This window comes from Pontibacillus halophilus JSM 076056 = DSM 19796, assembly GCF_000425205.1.
Classification (GTDB): Bacteria; Bacillota; Bacilli; order Bacillales; family BH030062; genus Pontibacillus_A; species Pontibacillus_A halophilus.
The window spans coordinates 31,358-50,076 of the sequence record NZ_AULI01000014.1 but is presented as its reverse complement, the minus strand read 5'-3'; the positions used below and the strand labels follow the sequence as shown (position 1 = coordinate 50,076).

Sequence of the window (18,719 nt, the reverse complement as noted above, 5' to 3'; positions counted from 1 at the left end):
CCAGCTTTCTTTCTATCGGAACCATTTAAGGAAAAGGCTTGATACTTGTTGAACCGGTCCAGAGAAAAGTTTGTTTCTCCAATACTGGTCTGCAGTACGCTTAACCGCTTCTGCGTGGTTCGGATAAGGGTAGACCATGTTAGACAGGTCGCCAATCTTATTGCCTTCTGCCATAGCTTGGACAACGGTCTGCATCCAGTCTCCTGCGCCTGTACCAATGGCATGCGCGCCTACTATTTTCCCCTTCGTATCTGTAATAATCTTGACAAACCCTTCATAGGATTGGTCGGTTACGAATCGATCCACCTCTTCTAGTTGATTCGTATAGATCAGTACTTCCTCGTGTTTTTCTTGTGCTTCTTGCTGTGTTAGGCCAACGTGGAAGACTTCTGGTGTGAGGTAGGTGTTCCAAGGCATATAATCATAAGACATTTTGCGGCTCAAGCCGTATAGTGCGTTTTGGACGACAAGCTTTCCTTCTTCTCCAGCCACATGAGTGAACGGTAACGTCCCGTTGATGTCTCCAATTGCGAAGATATGCCCCACGTTCGTTCGTAAAGTGGCATCGACGGAAATGAAGCCTTTCTTGTCTGTCTCAACGCCCGCATTGTCGAGCTGTAGTGAGCCAGAATTAGGCGTACGCCCTGTAGCGAGGAAGATTTCATCAGAGGCAATTGATGTCTCCTCCCCATCCACACTGTAGTACACCATTTTCTTTCCATTCTCCATCCTAACGCGTTGCACGCTAGCCCCTGTAACAACATGAAGCTCTCTTTCTAGGATTGCTTGAGCCTGCTTCTGAATGTCTTGGTCTTCCTTTCCAAGAAGGGTAGGGCCCGCTTCGATGACCGTCACTTCTGATCCAAGTCTAGACATCGCCTGTGCAAGCTCAAGCCCTATAGGTCCTCCTCCGATGAAAGTCATTTTCTCTGGCAATTGCTCCATCGTAAAGACCGATTCATTCGTGATGAAATCAACTTCATCTAGACCTTCAATAGGTGGTACCATCGGAGAGGAACCGGTAGAGATGACAATGCGCTTCCCATAGAGTGATTCTTGACCTTCAATGTCAATCTCATGGTCGTTCTTAAATGTCGCTTTCCCGTTATACACGTCTACACCAAGCTCTTCAAATCGCTCAATGCTGTCATGCTCTTGTATGTGAGCAATCGCTTGTCGGACACGGTCATTGACCGCTTTCAAGCTTATCTTGCCAGATGTCTCAATTCCTAGGTCTTGAATATGTTTAGCGGCATGAACCTCGTTCGCCGCTTCAATGAACGCTTTGGAAGGTACACATCCGAAGTGGAGGCAGTCCCCTCCAAGCGTATCCCGTTTCTCGATTAAAGCAGTCTTTGCACCGAGGGAAGCGGCGCCAGAAGCAACGGTTAGTCCTCCTGAACCTCCGCCAATCACGATGATGTCATACTTCTTCATAATTGAGCCTCCTTGTACAAGTTAAGATAGAATTTTCTTTGCTTCCATAAAACGTTGTATAGCTGTATATACCTCAATCACGAAAAATAAAAGCGTCGTCCAGCCGACTATAGATGGGAACAACATCATGATACTAAATAAGATGAACCCTTCCGTTCGTTCTGCTGCACCTGCCTGATAGTAAAAGGACTTGATTCCCTGCTTCTCAGAGATGGCTCCAACCGTTAGAAATACCGTCATCGAGAAGATGATTGAACCGCTTAACAGGAGTAACGGCCACATTGCTTCTGGATGTAAGTACGCTACTGCAAATATGATGGCAATTTCAACGATACGATCGAACGTAATGTCCATAACCGTTCCAAAGGCAGATGGCTTCGTTTGTCGCGCCATCGTACCATCTACAGCATCAAGGAAGCCAGATACCCATAGCAAGACCACCCCAAGAATCGGATAGCCAACCGCGTATACACCTGCAGCTATGATTCCTAGTAGGAAAGCAATAACGGTTACTTGATTTGCTGAGAGTCCTAAGCGTGTAAGACGCTTTGACGTGTACTCAATGGAAGGCTGGACGTACTTCCTGGCATGCGTATCAAGCATCGTTAATTGCCTCCTTCCTGGCTAATTCCGAGGAAGCGCTTGACGCGAGCCCGGAACAAATACGTAATTAGAATCAGCAATAAGAAAATGCCGACAGCAATAAGGATATAAGTGATATTCCCGGTTCCTAAGCTTGAACCGAGGAAGGCATAGGCAATCGTACCAGGTAACATCCCAATAAAGGTTGCCAATAAGAAAGGGCCAAAGCGTACACGCGCAATGCCTGAAATGTAGCTTAAGATATCAAAGCCTACGAGTGGAATGAGACGTAGGATTAAGACATAAAGGAAACCTCGTTTCTCCACTTGCTTATAAATTTGTTGAGACCATGATACATTCTGAAATCGTAAGACAGAATCCCCAAAGAAGCGTGCCATAATATATCCTGTTGCAGCAGCGCCTGTAGCGCCGAACCAGATGTATAATACTCCGGGCCAGAATCCAAAGGCTAATCCAGCCGCAAGGGATAACACGGAAGTAGGGAAGAATACAATGGGTCCAATTGTATAAATAAGAAAGAAGATGAATGGTGCCCACCAACCAAAGGATAAGATAAATTCTTTAATTTCCTGGCCACCAATGTTGAGCTCAAATCGAACAAAGTAAGCCAAACCGAGGAAGATTATAAGTACAAGTGCTGCCTTAATCCAATTCTTTTTCTGTTTCATCGTGCACCTCCTGGTCGTTGTGAAATGTTTGTATATCGCGTGCGTGATAAGAGAGATAGACGGTTTCGTTTACTTCAAGTGTTAGGTCGCCTTCAAGTGTGACCCTTTGGTCGAGTGCTTGTACAAAGACCGTATACAGCGTCTTCCCGTGTACGAATACAGGGTGTTGCACTGTAGCCTTGAATGCATCAGCCTGATTGCTCTTCTGAAGCTTTAGACAGTGAACAGGGATGTAGCGCGTGTCATCGAGCAATAAAGTATCGCTGTAGAACTTCGCGACAAATGGGGTGGCTGGCTTTCGATAGACGGCTTGTGGTTCGCCCACTTGTTGAAAGCGCCCGTCCTGGAAGACCGCCACCCGGTCTCCCATCATCATGGCTTCTTCACGGTCGTGCGTAATGAAAATAGCTGTTGTTCCTTCTGCCTTCAGAAACTGGCGAACCCACGCGCGCATCTCAATCCGGAGTTGCTGATCTAAGCTTGAGAAGGGCTCATCAAGCAGCAACAAATCAGGGGAAACAGCCAAGGAGCGTGCTAAGGATACGCGCTGTTGTTGTCCTCCGGAAAGTTCGTGTGGATAGGCTGTAGCATAATCACGTAGTCCAATTTGTTGTAAGAGTTCAGAAGAGAGCTCTTTACGCTTTTGCTTTGATACCTTCTTGAATTGTAGTCCATATCCGATATTTTGAAGGATATTCATATGTGGAAAGAGCAACGGCTGTTGAAAGACATAGCTGACGGACCGCTTATTCGCTTCCACATCCGTAACATCCTGTCCGTTAATGTATAGCTTCCCCGTTGAGAACGTCTCTAGTCCAGCAAGACAGCGAAGCAATGTAGATTTCCCACTGCCGGATGGCCCTACAATGCTTAGGATTTCCCCTTTCTCCATACTAAAGTGGATGTGTTCCAGTACCGTGCGGTGATGGAACGCTTTGGAAGCTTGTTGCAAGGATAGATAAGGTTTCGTCATTCGTGCGTCCTCCATCGTTTTTGGTAAGGTAGCAAGGTTAGTAGCAGTTCAAATACTAGATAAAAGAGTAGCGGTATTACGGCGAACCATATGGAGAACGCTGCAATAATGGCGCTATTGGCGGATTGCAAGAACGGGAAGTACACGAGTGCGAGTGTCACAACATTCCCTCCACCAATAATGGTGGTAACGACATATTGACTTAAGCTAATGACGAAAATGAGAAAGACAGCGCTACGAATCGCAGGCTTTAACAACGGCACTTCAATAGATATAAATCGTGCAAGACCTGAGCCGCCGAGTGTCTTAGCTTGTTCGAGCATATCGTGGCCGATTGTCACATAACTATTTCTCATTATTCGTATCGTATAGGGGATGGTCGGGACTAGATGAATGAGCACAACTCCATACCAGGTATCTGCCAATCCAATTCGTATAAATACGAGATGGATGCCTAGTGTGATAGCAAGTACGGGGATGATTAGCGGGAATAGTATTGCGGTTTCGACTGCGCTCTTCCCTCGAAAGCTCTCGAACGCGAGTACGCGCCCACCTGTAATCCCTACCCATAAATTAAGAAGAACAACGACGAAACCAATCCCAATAGACGTCCATGTCGCTTCAGCTAACTGGTTCTCTGAAAGAAGGACTCCCCATCCATCCAGTGTAAAGCGGAGCTTTGTCCCATCACTCAACTGAAAGTTCTCTGTTACGCTTTTCACTAGCAGGAACAGTACTGGGAAAATAGAGAATGTAAACGTGAGAATAAAGAATACCCATTTGTTTCGCTTCATCTTATCGCGCTCCTTTCGATAAGAGCCAGCGTGTCTTGCTAGTTAGTCTAAACATGACAAAGGCCACCAATCCAATTACTACACTCGTCACAATCATCGCCGCTAGAGCGAGCGGACGTTCACTAAAGTCTCCAGAGTAGAACCAGTCATAAGTTACGATAGAGACCATCTCTTTGAAGGTTGACCCAAGTAGGAATGGAACTTCAAACGCACTCATGATAAAGGCAAATAAGATGATGCCAGTTTCCATTAGGATTGGATAAATCCAAGGCCACTCTGCATCTTTAAATCGTCTCCATTTCCCTCCACCGAGCGTTCGCACCATATCGTCATACCGTGTATTCATTCCGATATAAACCGGAAGTAGCATTAAGATGACAAAGGGAACTTCTTTCCCGATGTAAGTCAGCAAGATCCCAATTCCAAGCGCATCATTTGTGACAACAGGCACTTCATTGGTGGCTTCCCATATCCCTAGGGCTATCCCCAATTGAGCAAGCAATCCACTCTGTTGAAACAAGATGAGTACCACATAGCCCCAGACGAAATGGGGGAAGAGCATGGACACCCAGACACTTAGCTTACCTGACAAGCGATTCACGTATGGATAGAACCACCGTGTAAAAGAAAGCCCAATAAGAAGGGATAACGTAGTTGAGACGAGTGCGATTCCAATACTGTATAATAGTGACTCCCAAAACACCGATCTCTGAAATAACTCTGAATAATAGTGAAAGCTAAATAAGCCTTCATGAATCAAACTACGTTTGATGCCTGAGTAGAGCCCGTAAAGAGGGATGATGAGAAAGAGGAGAGTAGGGGCGAGCATGCCCCACACTTTAATCTGTCTTGAAAATCTCATTCTGCCAGTTCTCCTTTATCCAATCTACATACTGAGAATCGACCTCTGGTAGAAAGCGATCCTCAAGTTCCCTTGCAGGTAATACACTAGCTCCGCGGTCTAAGGATTCAAATTTCTCACGTTGTTCTTTAGGTAAGTTATCAGTACTGATTGGGGTATTGTCTCCCCAGTATTTCGGTTGAAGCTTCACATATTGCGCTTCAGGACTAAGTAAATAGTTAATCGACGTAATTGCTCCGGCTTTGTTCCCGCTATTAAACGGAATTGCAAGGAAATGAGTGTTCCCAAGTGAACCCGGTTCCATAATGAAAGATTTCGTACTCTCTGGGAAGACACCTTGGTCAATGAGGTGTTCAGAGCGCGCTTCGTTATACCCCATGGTCATCCACACATCGCCTTGACTATACAAGCGGTCGAGTTCGGTTAAGGAAGAGGGATAGTGCTCCCCATTACGCCATAAGTCTGATTTAATCTCCTTTAAATAAGTCCACACTTCTTTGCCTAGTGCATCTGCTTTTTCGTCAGAGTAAGGTTCTTGAACGAGGGACTCGGTTGAGTCACTTGCTTGATAAAGAAGATGACGAACAAAGGCATTACCCGAGAAATCATCTGGGTTTGGGTAAGTGAATTTACCCGGATTCTCATGAATCCATTGTTTTAACTCCTCAAAGGATTGCGGAGGGCTGTCAACTTTCTCTGTGTCGTACAGAAAGGTGAATTGAACTTTGCCCCAAGGGGCTTCAAGCCCATCAACGCTTGTTCCAAAGTCATTGTTATACGAAAGAGAATCCGTATCATAATAGGATTGGTATGCTGGAAGATGGTCTGTAAAGGGTCCATAGAGCAATTCATTTTCTTTTGCATTTTTAAAGTTCTCTCCGTTGAGCCAAATGACATCAACGGTTCCATCCTCTTTGTTGGCAAGTTTCTCATTGTACAACTTTGACAGGATGTCCTTCGTATCTACTGGTGTTCGTTTCAACGTTATATTGTGTTCTTCTTCTAGCTTAGGAGCTACCCATTCATCGATATACTGGTTAATCCCTTCATCTCCACCCCACATATGGAGATCTACGGTCGTACCAGCTGCTTGTGCTGATATGTCTTCAAAGTTTGTTTCTGAAAGGTCCAAGTTTCCCTCATTTTCATTACCTGAACCACAGGCTGCAAGGATAAGAACAATGAATATCCATACCCAACTCTTTTTCATTTCTTGACCTCCAACATGATAGTCTCATTATATAAATATTCTATACCTATTTACTGTAAGCTACGTTACACAGCTGTATATTTAGTGTAACATTAACGGTTTTTGAAAGAACTTATGAATCGTTTACGAAACCATTCCTAAAAAGGTAATTGACCCTCACGTTCCGTTATCCCTTACATTCATTTATAGGAGGTGATTCGATGGCATATACCGTGAAAGAAGTTGCAGGGTTATCTGGGGTGAGCGTTAGAACGTTGCATTATTACGACGAGATTGGATTGCTAATGCCTGCGTACAAGGGAGAAAATGGATACCGTTATTATGAGGAGCGGGAGCTGGAGTTGTTGCAGCAGGTCTTATTCTTTCGGGAATTAGGCATGAACCTTGAGACAATTCGTGAGCTGCTCCAAGAGCAGGATTTCCATGTCATTCAAGCATTGAAAACCCATCGCAAGCACCTCGTTCAGAAAGCAGAACGTCTTCAGCAACTGGTTGATACAATCGACCGAACGATTGAAGCGAAGAAGGGAGAATGGATGATGAACCCGAAAGAAATGTTCGACGGTTTCCAAAAGGAACAACAACAGGAGTATGAACGTGAACTAATCAAGGAATATGGCCCGGATGCAGAAGGATTGATTAAGGAATCTTGGAATAACATCAAGTCTTGGAAGAAAGAAGAGTTTGATGAAATGAAGGAAAAGAATAAAGAATTAAATCGACGCTTCGCCGAGCTTATTGAAGAAGGGGAAGCGCCAGAGGGGAAGAGAGCCCAACAGCTTGTAGTAGAGCACTACAACTGGATTAATGCCTTCTACACCCCAACGAAGGAAGTTTATGAAGGGTTAGGAGAGTTATACGTCACCCACCCAGACTTCAAGAGAAACTATGACCGCGTTCACCCGCACTTGGCTGAATACTTGCGACAAGCCATGAAGGAATACGCATCTCATAACTTATGAAAACCGAACTCTGAGCTGTTTAAGCACACAGTCTTTTCGACCTAAAGAAAAAGCTACCTATAAGGTAGCTTTTTTTGTCGTAGGTATAGTAATCTAGGCTGCTGTTCTACAACTAACCCCTAGTCCTTACTTGCAATTAGTCATTATTCTTAAAGATATTCACAAGGCGAAGCAAGTCTAAGAACAGATTAATGAAGTTGATATAAAGATTCAGGGCTAGTAACGGTACGTCTTCTTTCGTAAATGAACGGTGTTTGATCTGGTTAATGTCATAAATGATAAAGCCAGAGAACAGAATAATACTAATGATGGTGATGACTAATACCGCACTACTTCCAAAGTCAAAGATAACGTGGAGAAGCCATACCAACAACAGGGCAAGTAAGGCGCTAAACAAGATGCCTCCAAGAAAGCTTAGATCGCGTTTTGTTGTCCATGCATACAAGGACAGTGCGATAAAAATCAATGTCGTTACACCAAGTATGATGAGCACGGTAGTTGCACCTATGGAACTAATGTAGAACGAGATAGCAGGATACATGGTCATCCCAGATATACTCGTGAACAAATAGAGGAAGAAGTAGCCGACTTTCTTAGCCTTTCTTAGAAAGAAAGCAAAAAGCAGCATCGCAAATTCAAGTATGACAAGTGGAAGGAAGAGTGCTGGTGGCACGTATTGTCCAACCCATAAACCGATACACGCAAATGCGAGGGAAAGCGTGAAGGTACTGAGTACTTTTCCGAGTAATTGTTGGTTCGTGTTGTTCATGATTCAATCTCCTTTAATCAATCTATCTAGATGTCCTCCTGTATACGGCTGATAACATGAGAAGGTTTCATCGCTAAGCCAAATACTGAAATGTGGTATCCACATTCGCGGTGATTTGAAGTTGACCTGGTTCAATCGATGTACTTGGTGGTGCGGCTGCTTCTGCTTTCGTAAGGGTTTGGTAGGGAGCGGGAGTGGATTGAGTTCGTTCCACAATCTTTGTTGGGACAGGGTCCAGCTGGAGCTGAAGCTCACTACTAATCAGGTTAGCCTTTTGAATAGCGTCCTTCAAAGCCGCAGTTAAGGCTTGTTCATAATAGAGTTCGGGGTCCTGTAGGGTAAATTGGATGTTGGAAACTCGATTCGCGCCATTGGCCACCCCTGTATCAATCACAAGTCCAGTCTGGTCCAGTTGTTTAATCGTAACGGATATAGTGTGAGTCACTTGATAGCCGCTGAATTCCTGCTTCCCATCAATATAATCGTATTGAGGGTAAATCGTATAATCTACCGTTTGAATATCCTCCGCATCAATACCAAGCTTGGTGAGGGCAGCCATGACGTCGTTCATTCGTTGCCCGTTTTGCTGTTGGGCGGTTGTGAGCTCTTGGTCTTGTGTAACCACACCAAGTTGAATGTTAGCGAGGTCGGGCTCAGCTTGTACGATACCTGATCCACTAACAAATAAAGTCCGGTCGGATGTAGCGCGCATTGAAGCTTGAGGAATGGAACCTCTATACATCTTCTCCACCTCCAGAAATGGCTAGTTACTTCAATACATGTTACACAAATGTACTTTATGACCGAAAGTTCACGTGTATAAATTGAAACCAAGAGGGTATACAAAAAGTAAAAAAGGAGTGTCATCGATGGGATTCCTATTTTCCCAGTTTTCAAAGCCTAAAGGGTTAATCGGTAAACTAGCTGGGACCTTTATGTATAAAGAGAATGCAGCCATTAATGAATGGACGTCTTCGTTTCTAGATATTAAAGAAGATGATCGTGTACTGGAGATTGGCTTCGGACCTGGTTATTGTATCCAACATTTATGTGAACAGCAGCGTGAGGTAAATGTCACGGGAATTGACCCATCAGGAGATATGGTTGACCAAGCCTCAAAGCGTAACCGTCAATACTTGCACGAAGGGCGAGTTGAGCTCTACGAAGGAGAGGCGGGACTTGTCTGTCAGCTGGAGGGCACCTTTGATAAGGTGCTTGCCATTAATAATATTACGTATTGGAAGAATCCTGTGAAGACGCTAACACAAATACGGCAGCGTCTAGCGCCTAATGGAAGAATTGCCATTACCGTTCAACCCCATGAAAAGGGCGCAACAGATGAGACGTCGCACAATTTAGGGGAACAAATTCATTCACTCTTAACTCAAGCGGGTTACAACGGGATTTCCATTTATCTGAAGGATGACGAGCCGACAAATGTGACGTGCGTGGTAGCATCTCGTGGAGAGAAAGCATAGACAGATATGCAACAAGACCCTTAATGTATGCTACAGTATACAAAAGGGAGGGTTGGGAATGTTTACTAGAAATGTACAAAGTGAAGACTATGAGATTGTAGTGGACAAGATGAATGAGTGGTGGGGCGGTGAAGAGATGCATTCTGTTTTACCGCGATTTTTCTTCTACCAATTTCGGGATAGCAGTTACGTTATTCAGGACAACCACGAAGTAATCGGGTTTCTTATAGGTTTCCCTTCCAGGTCTACCCCAACTTATGCTTACCTCTACTTAATCGGAATCGACCCACGCTATCGTAGGCAAGGACTTGCCTCAAGTCTCTACAAACGTTTCTTTCAAGCCGTGTATGAGAAAGGGTGCAAGGAAGTACACTGCACAACACTTGCATCGAATGAAGGCTCGATTCAGTATCACGAGAAACTTGGCTTCACACGTATCGATGAAACAGAAGAGAACGCATCAGGTCTCATGAAAGAAGGTTCCATTATGATGCGCAAAGAGTTACGAGGAGAGAAGGAAGATGACTGTAAAGCTGACTATGGATGAGAAGAACGATATTCAATCAATCATTCAGCGTTTTTTCGAACAAGAGCGCGGGGAAGAGTTGGGAATAATCGGGACAGAACAGTTCTTTGCTATGATTGATGAAGAGATTGGGCGTTATTATTACAATAAAGGACTCGTAGATGCGAAGCGACTTATTGAAGAGAAGATGATGGGTGTGGATGAAGATATCAGCGCCTTGGAGATTCTCCCCCCTAGACGTCCGCGTATAAAGTAAAAGCCAGAGCATAGCTCTGGCTTTGTTGTTAGGTTAATTTAAATTGGTTGAGCTGTTTCTCTAAATCTTGAATCATAGATTGAAGGTCTTGTACCTGTCCTTGTACTTGGTGGAACGAGCGTTGTTGTTCTTCTGCTGATGCGGAGATCTCTTCTGTTCCAGCTGCGGTTTCTTCTGTGACGGCGCTGACATTCTCCATTGCAGAAGCAACTTGACTGTTCATCGTACTTGATTCATCCATTCCAGTGGCTAAGTCACTTAAATGGGAGAAGATGTTGTGAACGTTATCGTTAATCTCTGTAAACACGGCTTCTGTATCCGTTAAGGTCTCGTTCTGTTCAGACACGAGTGCGGATGATTGTTCCGAAATGGATTGTATAGATAATATACCTGATTTAATTTGATCGACCATCGTAAAGATTTGATTCGTAGCCGATGTAGATTGGTCGGCTAGCTTTCGAATTTCGTCCGCTACAACCGCGAACCCTTTTCCTTGTTCACCAGCGCGGGCGGCTTCAATCGCTGCGTTTAATGCTAGCAAGTTCGTCTGACTTGCAATGTCATTCACCACTTGCGCAGTCTTTACGATGTCTTCTGTATAGTGAACAAACGATTGAACAGAATGAGTAATCTCACTTGTGGCCTCGACGCTGTCTTCCATTAGCTGTCGCTGCTTTTGTATTTGCACCTGCCCCGATTGAACACTTTGAAGGGCATGTTCACTCGATTCCCTTGAGTGTTGAGAGCGGTCGAGGTTTGATGTGAACTGGTCATTCATTTGACTTACGAGCTGAGTCGCATCTTGAATGTCACTTGCAATCGATTGGCTACCTTGAGCAAGCTCATCGGTTGATACAGCCACTTGGGACGTACTTTCTGTTAATGTGTTCATCTCATTCGTTACATCTGTGCTAAATTGGCGTACTTGCGTTCCAACCTTCTCGATGGCCATAACCGTTGTTCTTAAGTTATCCACCATCATGCGGAAGGCTTCGCTTAGCTGCCCAATTTCGTTCTTTGTTGAAGTCTTAACATCAACTTGAACGGTTAAATCTCCATTCGCGATCGTTTCAGCATAGTGCGAGAGCTGCTTCAATGGGCTGCCAATAGACGTACTCAGCCTCCAAGATGCAAGGATGGAGATCACGATTAAGACAACACTTGCAATCCCTGTAAAGACCAATAAACCTCCAATTGCTTGCTTTGCCTCGTTCTGCTTCCCGTCAAACCATTGTTGTGAAGCAACCTTCAGCATAATGACGTCATTCATGAGTCCAGATGTCCGGGCAGCTTGACGTTTCACCTCGTTGTTCTGTCCAGCGCTTAATGCGTTCTTTGTAATCGTCTTCAGTTCCTCGAATTTCGTAGACATTCGTTCATGCCAATACAATTGATCGCTCGTTACGATGCTATCTCCTACAGCAGTCATTTCCTCTGACAAACTCTCAAGAAGACTAGATGCTTCTCTGCGATTGGCTTCTGAAGGATTTACAGCGTAGTTCATCAACGCTTGCCTTGAGGAAACCATGTCCCCTTCTAGACTTTCAACATCCATTAGAATTTGGGCATTGTTCGTATTGCTTTGCTGTACGCCAACCATCTGAAAGACAATAACACCAATGAGCGCCAAACTTAGTACGAGTGGGATGGAGGATAAGAGAATAATTCGTTTTCTAATTGTCATCGCTTATTCCTCCCCTTCTTTCAATGCGGCATCAAGCGTCTCTTGTTCTTCGTTCGTTAATTGTATTAAACGGATGGGAGCCAGTCCAACTCCATCCTCTTTCAATCCAAGTACTGTATGGTCTCCAGTCAGGCTTTCTTTATCCGCAACGGATTTAGCCAAGTCATAGACTGCGTTATCAATTCGTTTCAACATGGACGTAACAACGGCTTTCTCAGCGAGGAAGAATTGGTCCGAATCCACACCAAATGCATAGATATTGCTTTTCTGGGCTTCTTCGAGTACACCTAGTCCGGTATAGCCAGCAACAGGGAACAGAAAGTCAGCATCTTGCTCAATCATCTTTCTTGCTGCTTCAGCTCCCAGTTGGTCATCATCGAAGGATCCTGTGTACGTCGTTTGAATGGTTGCCTCTTTATTGGCGTCTTTCACGCCATTAACAAATCCAGTTTCAAAGCGTTGAATCACCTCGGTGTCTTCTCCACCGATAAAGCCAACCTCATTCGTTTCCGTACGCATTCCTGCAATCAGTCCTATTAAATAGCTTCCTTCGTTTTCTTTGAATGTGATGGAGGATACATTTGGAAGTTCAGATACACTATCAATAATGGCAAATTGCTGGTCAGGATATTCTTCGGCCAGTTTCTCGATGGCCGGCTGTGTTTGATAGGCAAGGCCTATAATTAACGCGTGGTCACGTTCAATTAATTCTCGTAGACTCGCTTCATAGTCTCCATCTAGTGGTTCGCGGTAATCAAATGTCACCTCGAGTTCCTCTCTTGCTCGTTCCAACCCCTGTAGAGCAGAATCACTAAATGATCCATCTCCTAGTCCAGACTCCGTCGTCAGCAGTCCAACGCTTGGCACAGAGCTTTCATCTGTAGCATTGGCTGAACAAGCAGAGATGAACAGGAGCAACATCATGAAACTGATGCGTAATACGTGCTTCATCATCTTAAATCCCCTTTGTCTTAAGTGTTGTCATCTATGTACGTACCCTTCTTTATATCGGATAAAGGGGAAAGAGGATTAAGAGGAAGATGACTCTATATAAAGGATTTATTTAGAAAGGGACGTGGATAGCGAATTCATTTCTTCTAGAAACATGCAAGCTTCCATTCAGAAGGGTGCAATGAAAGGAGTCATGTGAGCGGGTCAAACTCATATATGGAGAGAGTTTAGACCACTGATCAAACGTTTGATCAAGATTTGGAAGTACAATTTGAATAGGGGAGAGCGGGCGTTTGTTTACATGTGTAGGATCAGGAGCAGTCGTATGTTTCCACTCTATGAAGAAGGGAAGAAATACCTCTTCGCTACAAGGAAATGCCATCGACCATTGAATGATTTCCCCGTTTGTGGTCTTGCGGCTCCCGTCAAATGGGCCCTTAAATGGAATGCCAGCTACGTTCCAATGGTGGATGTGATCTGTGATGGAAGATGTTTGAAGGGCAAGTTGGAACGTGTACGCTTCTTTTCTTTTAGAAGCCTCGTATGTTTCTTGAATTAGAGGATTCTTACACTCTTTCGCAAGTTCTGGGTCGTTAATTCCGAGCCACTCCATATAGGCATCATTCTGAAAATGGGCAAGTGAATTGTACGTCCCCCATGAAGGGTGATGACCACCATTCGCAATTTGTAAGGTAGGATGGTCTAAGTTTGCACGTTCTGGAGCTGGGTGAAACCGTACAACATGATCAATCTTCATATCCTTCACTCCTTGTTCATCTTTGTAATCCCTTTATCTAAAAAAAAGTAGAGCGGCTCTAGCCGCTCTACTTAAGACTCAAGCTGAAACGCTTCAGCGAGCAATTCATAAGAACGGATTCGGTCTTCAAGTGGGTGAACAATGGTGTTCACCATGACTTCATCAACGGAATAACTGCTCGCTAACGCTTCAATCTGCTGTTTTACTTGCTGTTGTGAGCCGACAATCATACGGCTACGGTTCTCTTGAATACGTTCTTTCTCAAATACGGAATACTGCTGTTGTTTGGCTTCTTCTACTGTTGGAAATCCTTCGTTCCCTCTTCCAGATTCGATGCGTAGAATAGCCAAGTCTAAAGTGGAAGCAAGCTCTTCCGCTCGTTCTTCGGTGTCTGCACATACAGCGAAAATGGAGACGAGACCATTTGGCTCTTTCTGTTGAATAGATGGTTGAAAGGCCTGTAAGTAGCGGTCCATTGCACGGGTGCCTCCATATCCATTAATGAAATGGGCGAAGGAATAGGAAGCGCCAATGTCTGCTGCAAGTCGAGCGCTTGTTCCACTTGACCCAAGCATCCAAATGGGAGGGACGGTATCTCCTGTTGGAGTTGCGTACACATTTAAACCATGTGGATCTTCTCCGTGCAAATAAGCCATCAATTCGCGAATTTGATTTGGATAATGCTCTACGTTCGGATGCCGGCCATTGTTTAAGGCTAAATTAACATTTGGCATTCCGCCTGGTGCACGGCCAATCCCAAGGTCAATCCGGTTCGGGTACAGACTTTCAAGTACACGAAATGATTCAGCTATCTTGTAGGCGCTGTAGTGAGGGAGCAAGATTCCACCTGTACCCACTCGAATACGATTTGTATTTGCAGCGAGGTGGGCAACGAGTATTTCTGGTGCAGAACCAGCTAGGCTATGAGAGCTGTGATGTTCAGAGACCCAATACCGGTAGTAACCAAGCTCATCAGTTCGCTTTGCTAACTCAGTAGATTGTCGAAATGCTTCCTTTGCATCTAGACCCGTCATAATGGGCGACTGGTCTAGCACGCTTAGTTTAATGGTCAACATGGTTCATCCTTTATGTCATAGTGTACTGTCTATTATTTCGAGACACCAAGGGAGAATGCAAAGAAAATGCTTTAATTAGCGGAGTGCTTCCTTATGTTGTATGTTAAAATTAGGAAAAGAAAATAAGGGTGAAGAGTGGAACGTACAGATGGGGGAGATGATCAGGTGAGACTGTCAAACCATGTGTCCATCATTACAGGTGGTGCGAACGGGATTGGATTTGAGGCCGCACGCACATTTGCGGAGGAAGGGGCTTCTGTTGTCATTGCGGATTACAACGAAGAAGTGGGTGCAGAACGTGTGGCTTCCCTGCGTGAAGAGGGATTGGAAGTTACGTTTATCGTAGTGGATGTGTCGAGTCATGAGAGTGCAGCTCAAATGGTTGCTAAAGCCGTATCCATTTATGGGAAAGTTGATAGTCTAATCAATAATGCTGGAATAACAGATGATGCAATGCTTAAGAAGATGACGACAGAGCAATTTCGCCGAGTCATTGATGTCAATTTAATCGGAGTTTTCAATTGTACACAGGCTGTACTGCCTACAATGACTGAAGCCGGCAAAGGGAAAATTGTGAATACAGCATCCGTTTCTGGAGCTTATGGAAATATTGGACAAACTAACTACGCCGCAGCAAAAGCTGGCGTGATTGGGATGACAAAGACATGGGCGAAAGAATTAGGGAGAAAAGGCATTAACGTGAACGCCGTTGCGCCTGGCTTTACCGAGACAGCCATGGTTGAATCTGTCCCGAAAGAGCTTGTACAACAACTGAAATCTCAAATCCCACTACAAAGACTTGGAAAGCCAAAAGACGTTGCATATGCCTATCTGTTCTTATGTTCAAGGGAATCTGACTATGTTCACGGTCACGTGTTACACGTTGATGGCGGAATCGTCATGTAACAACTCGTTACGAGGGGGAGAAGAAGGATGGGAAACTCTTATTTGTTCACAGGATATCCAGGCTTTCTGACAAGTCGATTGGTGGAGGCGCTGTTAACGCGGCGAGAGGACGTAGACCGATGCTATCTCCTAGTGCTGCCTTCCTTTCGGAACCAAGCAGAAGAGCAGCTACTCGAGATAAGAGAACGAGTTGGTCAAACGTTTGATCAATTAGAAATTGTTGAAGGGGATATTACATTGCCTGACTTAGGCATTCAGGCGTCCACGAACAGAAGAATTCTTCAAGAAGTCACCCATGTCTATCATTTGGCTGCCATTTATGACTTAGCTACCCCATTCCAGCCTGCTTATGAAGTGAATGTCATTGGAACAAAGCAAGTAACAGACTGGGTTAGCCAAGCTCCAAATCTTGAACAGTATACGTATGTGAGCACGGCTTATGTCTCAGGAAGACGTTCTGGTCCTATCTATGAAGGAGAATTGTCTCACAATCGTGGCTTTCACAACTTCTACGAAGAGACGAAATACGAGGCTGAGATTTACGTGCAGCGGAATCAATCTAGGATTCCAACAACCATTGTTCGTCCAGGAATTGTAGTTGGGCACTCTGAGACAGGAGAAACGGCTAAGTTCGACGGACCGTACTTTATCTTAAACTTGTTGGGGCGTATGAGACACTTCCGCACCATACCGTACATAGGGGAAGGTGAGGGGGAAGGGAACTTTGTTCCTTATGATTACGTGATTGACACGCTTCTTTATGTGAGTCATGACAGAAGAGCAATTGGGAAAACACTTCATGTCACAGACCCTTGCCCTTATAAAGTGAAAGAAGTCTATCGAATGCTAAGTGAAGGACTGTTGCAACGAACACCAACTTCACATCTATCATTCCAGCTATGCGAGAAAGGCTTGAATTTCAAGATGGCTCAGAAATGGCTCCATGTCCCGAAAGAAAGTCTGCCATATTTTAAGCATGACGGTCACTACGATACGTCAGAATTAAGCTCGCTTCTTGCGAACACTTCCATACGTTGCCCTGATTTTAAGGATATCGTGCCTACCATGATCCGCTATTATGAGAAGCACCAGAAAGATGAGCGAAAGCAAGTGACGCTCACCTAAAAAAATAGCTGCACACACGCAGCTATTTTTTAGCATTTCGGTAGATGCCTTCGCGAAGTTCCAATGCATACTCTTCTAAGCCAGGCATGTGGGCCGCCTTTGCAAGTTGGATTTCATGTTCAACATCATAGGGGAGACGGACAAGTTCGGTGGAGAATGGAGCTGTTTCCGTACCAAGCTTTCCTCGAATAATCGTGTAGGTGGCCTTCGGCAAATCAAGCGAATTTCCTACACTACCAACATTAATAATCGACCGTTTCTCTAATACTGGGAGTGTGCAAGCTGCGTGAATATCTCCGTAGAAGATTAAATCAGGCATTTGTCCAGGAACAAGCGGTTCGATATATGGTGAATCTTCAAACATAGCTTCTCTCTCTTCCTTCGAATGCACCCAAGGAACGACACGGTGGTGCACGCTTTTAGCAGAAGCGTGATACAAGCGCATATAGTATCCACTCATGTAGAAGTCGTGGTGGAAAGGAAGGGACCGTAGATAATTCATGGAAGTGTCGGATAGCTGTTGTTGGTGCCACTTCATATAAGGGTTGTCGTGCTCCTGCACAATTGCATCGTCCCAGTTTCCCATCACGACTACCTCACACGTTTCTCGAATTCGCTTGATGGCCTCTTCTCCATGGGGTCCTTTCCCGATTAAGTCACCAAGGCAATAGATTTGCCCTATTCCTCTTGACTGAATGTCACCTAAGACCGCTTCGAGCGCGGTCATATTCCCGTGAATATCAGAAATGATTGCAATTTCATCCATATGTACACCTCATTTCGTAAATCATTGTTAGAGTATCGTTGATCGATTACTCTAGGGGTTCAGCTAGCGATATAAAGTAAACCTTTATGTGTAGAAAAGGCCTCGAGGAGTGACTCGAGGCCGTCGTATTAATTGTTTATATATTTTTCGAATACATGGCCAAAGTCTTTGACAATGTATTGCTCTTTAGCATTCTTCATCCAGGAGAAAGCAATCTGGTTAATTTGCTTAAATTCCTCGTGAAGCTGACTTTCTCGGTTGTCACTTCTATTAATGGTTGAAGAAGCAAGCTCAAGGCTCTTCTTTGAGAAGTTGTGATACTCTTCTTTCTCATCTATTAGCTCGGCAATCTTGATGAGAGATTTGTAGAGGTCTTTCAGGTCCTCAATCTGCTTCTTGTGTACGTCGATGTCGAACTGGGCATTCCCGAGATGGAATTTAATTTCTACATCCATATCGACTGTTCCCGCTGTTTCAAGAAAGACATTAGAGATTTTATTCTTGTAATAATCGTAGCGTTTCAGCACTCGTTTACTGCTCATAGCACTTTCCCCATCCAAGTGGATTAAGGCGCGATTCGTAAAGCAATACTCATCCGCTTTCGATTTAATCACAAAGTAAATTTTCTCGTTGTCTTCATGCATCACATAATCGTCGGCGTCCACTTTATCGTAATCTTCTGGCTTTACAACCGTACCTACATCACTCAACCCTAGCGCGTCGGAAGCAATCTTCTTGAACATCTCGTATCACCTCTCCTTGTCATTTCCCATCTATTGTAACATGAACCCTCGTTGAAGAAGGGAGAAATAAGGGTCTTTTGAATCCCTTTCATCTGGTGTTAGTGGATTTGTTCTATCCTTGTTAGGAATAATTCCCATACGAACTTCTTTGTGGTTAGGTTTCGGTTACGGGC

21 protein-coding genes are annotated in these 18,719 nt (G+C 44.5%); 6 read left to right on the top strand and 15 right to left on the bottom strand.

Annotated elements, in window-relative coordinates; genetic code table 11:
* Positions 1-12: 12 nt before the first annotated feature.
* From H513_RS0113780 to H513_RS0113750, 7 genes are read right to left on the bottom strand one after another with little or no spacing between them, the layout of a single operon-like run.
* A complete protein-coding gene (locus H513_RS0113780) occupies positions 13-1,437 on the bottom strand; it encodes a dihydrolipoyl dehydrogenase family protein (RefSeq protein WP_026801263.1) in 1,425 nt (474 codons plus the stop codon).
* 21 nt (positions 1,438-1,458) lie between these two features.
* The gene (locus H513_RS0113775; protein WP_026801262.1) at positions 1,459-2,040 is read right to left on the bottom strand and encodes a CDP-alcohol phosphatidyltransferase family protein; all 582 of its coding nucleotides are present in this window, start codon (positions 2,038-2,040) and stop codon (positions 1,459-1,461) included.
* A gap of 2 nt (positions 2,041-2,042) precedes the next feature.
* A complete protein-coding gene (locus tag H513_RS0113770; protein WP_026801261.1) occupies positions 2,043-2,708 on the bottom strand; it encodes a TVP38/TMEM64 family protein in 666 nt (221 codons plus the stop codon).
* Entirely contained in the window at positions 2,683-3,681 is a 999-nt protein-coding gene (locus tag H513_RS20270; protein ID WP_051239993.1) for an ABC transporter ATP-binding protein, read from the bottom strand. Before H513_RS20270 ends, H513_RS0113770 begins: the two co-directional genes overlap by 26 nt.
* Entirely contained in the window at positions 3,678-4,475 is a 798-nt protein-coding gene (locus H513_RS0113760) for an ABC transporter permease (RefSeq protein ID WP_026801260.1), read from the bottom strand. Before H513_RS0113760 ends, H513_RS20270 begins: the two co-directional genes overlap by 4 nt.
* Position 4,476: 1 nt before the next feature.
* Positions 4,477-5,337 (bottom strand): ABC transporter permease, encoded by an 861-nt coding sequence (locus H513_RS0113755; RefSeq protein WP_026801259.1) that lies wholly within the window; start codon positions 5,335-5,337, stop codon positions 4,477-4,479.
* A complete protein-coding gene (locus tag H513_RS0113750) occupies positions 5,315-6,547 on the bottom strand; it encodes an ABC transporter substrate-binding protein (protein WP_026801258.1) in 1,233 nt (410 codons plus the stop codon). The genes H513_RS0113755 and H513_RS0113750 overlap by 23 nt, the downstream gene beginning before the upstream one ends.
* A gap of 200 nt (positions 6,548-6,747) precedes the next feature.
* Between H513_RS0113750 and H513_RS0113745 the strand changes: the two genes are divergently transcribed.
* Entirely contained in the window at positions 6,748-7,509 is a 762-nt protein-coding gene (locus tag H513_RS0113745; protein ID WP_026801257.1) for a MerR family transcriptional regulator, read from the top strand.
* A gap of 136 nt (positions 7,510-7,645) precedes the next feature.
* Here the strand turns inward: H513_RS0113745 and H513_RS0113740 are convergent, their stop codons facing one another.
* Both H513_RS0113740 and H513_RS0113735 read right to left on the bottom strand, forming a co-directional pair.
* Positions 7,646-8,278 carry a Bax inhibitor-1/YccA family protein gene (locus H513_RS0113740; protein ID WP_026801256.1) on the bottom strand — a complete coding sequence of 211 codons (633 nt, stop codon included), beginning with the start codon at positions 8,276-8,278 and terminating at the stop codon, positions 7,646-7,648.
* Between the two features lie 73 nt (positions 8,279-8,351).
* A complete protein-coding gene (locus H513_RS0113735; protein ID WP_026801255.1) occupies positions 8,352-9,020 on the bottom strand; it encodes an SIMPL domain-containing protein in 669 nt (222 codons plus the stop codon).
* 127 nt (positions 9,021-9,147) lie between these two features.
* On the opposite strand from H513_RS0113735, the gene H513_RS0113730 reads away from it, so the two are divergent.
* Genes H513_RS0113730 through H513_RS0113720 form a run of 3 tightly spaced genes read left to right on the top strand, consistent with a single transcriptional unit; the run spans position 9,148 to position 10,538 of the window.
* Positions 9,148-9,756, top strand: coding sequence for a class I SAM-dependent methyltransferase (locus tag H513_RS0113730; RefSeq protein ID WP_026801254.1), 609 nt, complete (start codon positions 9,148-9,150; stop codon positions 9,754-9,756).
* A gap of 58 nt (positions 9,757-9,814) precedes the next feature.
* Complete coding sequence (locus H513_RS20265; RefSeq protein ID WP_051239991.1) at positions 9,815-10,303, top strand: GNAT family N-acetyltransferase; 489 nt, start codon at positions 9,815-9,817, stop codon at positions 10,301-10,303.
* Positions 10,278-10,538: a DUF2164 domain-containing protein gene (locus tag H513_RS0113720; RefSeq protein WP_026801253.1), complete on the top strand. Its 261-nt coding sequence runs from the start codon at positions 10,278-10,280 to the stop codon at positions 10,536-10,538. Before H513_RS20265 ends, H513_RS0113720 begins: the two co-directional genes overlap by 26 nt.
* Before the next feature lie 28 nt (positions 10,539-10,566).
* Here H513_RS0113720 and H513_RS0113715 read toward each other — a convergent pair whose 3' ends face one another.
* The 4 genes from H513_RS0113715 to H513_RS0113700 form a co-directional block, all read right to left on the bottom strand.
* Positions 10,567-12,222, bottom strand: a complete 1,656-nt coding sequence (locus tag H513_RS0113715) for a methyl-accepting chemotaxis protein (protein ID WP_026801252.1) — start codon at positions 12,220-12,222, stop codon at positions 10,567-10,569.
* A 3-nt stretch (positions 12,223-12,225) separates the two neighbouring features.
* Entirely contained in the window at positions 12,226-13,176 is a 951-nt protein-coding gene (locus H513_RS0113710) for a BMP family lipoprotein (protein WP_026801251.1), read from the bottom strand.
* A 109-nt stretch (positions 13,177-13,285) separates the two neighbouring features.
* Positions 13,286-13,930, bottom strand: a complete 645-nt coding sequence (locus H513_RS20950) for a VOC family protein (RefSeq protein WP_051239988.1) — start codon at positions 13,928-13,930, stop codon at positions 13,286-13,288.
* A 71-nt stretch (positions 13,931-14,001) separates the two neighbouring features.
* Positions 14,002-15,006 (bottom strand): LLM class flavin-dependent oxidoreductase, encoded by a 1,005-nt coding sequence (locus H513_RS0113700; RefSeq protein ID WP_036770361.1) that lies wholly within the window; start codon positions 15,004-15,006, stop codon positions 14,002-14,004.
* Between the two features lie 165 nt (positions 15,007-15,171).
* Here H513_RS0113700 and fabG point away from each other — a divergent pair, with 165 nt between their 5' ends.
* Positions 15,172-15,912, top strand: coding sequence for a 3-oxoacyl-ACP reductase FabG (gene fabG / locus H513_RS0113695; RefSeq protein ID WP_026801249.1), 741 nt, complete (start codon positions 15,172-15,174; stop codon positions 15,910-15,912).
* Positions 15,913-15,939: 27 nt separating this feature from the next.
* Positions 15,940-17,037, top strand: coding sequence for an SDR family oxidoreductase (locus H513_RS0113690; protein WP_026801248.1), 1,098 nt, complete (start codon positions 15,940-15,942; stop codon positions 17,035-17,037).
* 22 nt (positions 17,038-17,059) lie between these two features.
* Here H513_RS0113690 and H513_RS0113685 read toward each other — a convergent pair whose 3' ends face one another.
* The gene (locus H513_RS0113685; protein WP_026801247.1) at positions 17,060-17,803 is read right to left on the bottom strand and encodes a metallophosphoesterase family protein; all 744 of its coding nucleotides are present in this window, start codon (positions 17,801-17,803) and stop codon (positions 17,060-17,062) included.
* A gap of 128 nt (positions 17,804-17,931) precedes the next feature.
* A complete protein-coding gene (locus H513_RS0113680; protein WP_026801246.1) occupies positions 17,932-18,546 on the bottom strand; it encodes a PH domain-containing protein in 615 nt (204 codons plus the stop codon).
* Positions 18,547-18,719 lie beyond the last annotated feature (173 nt).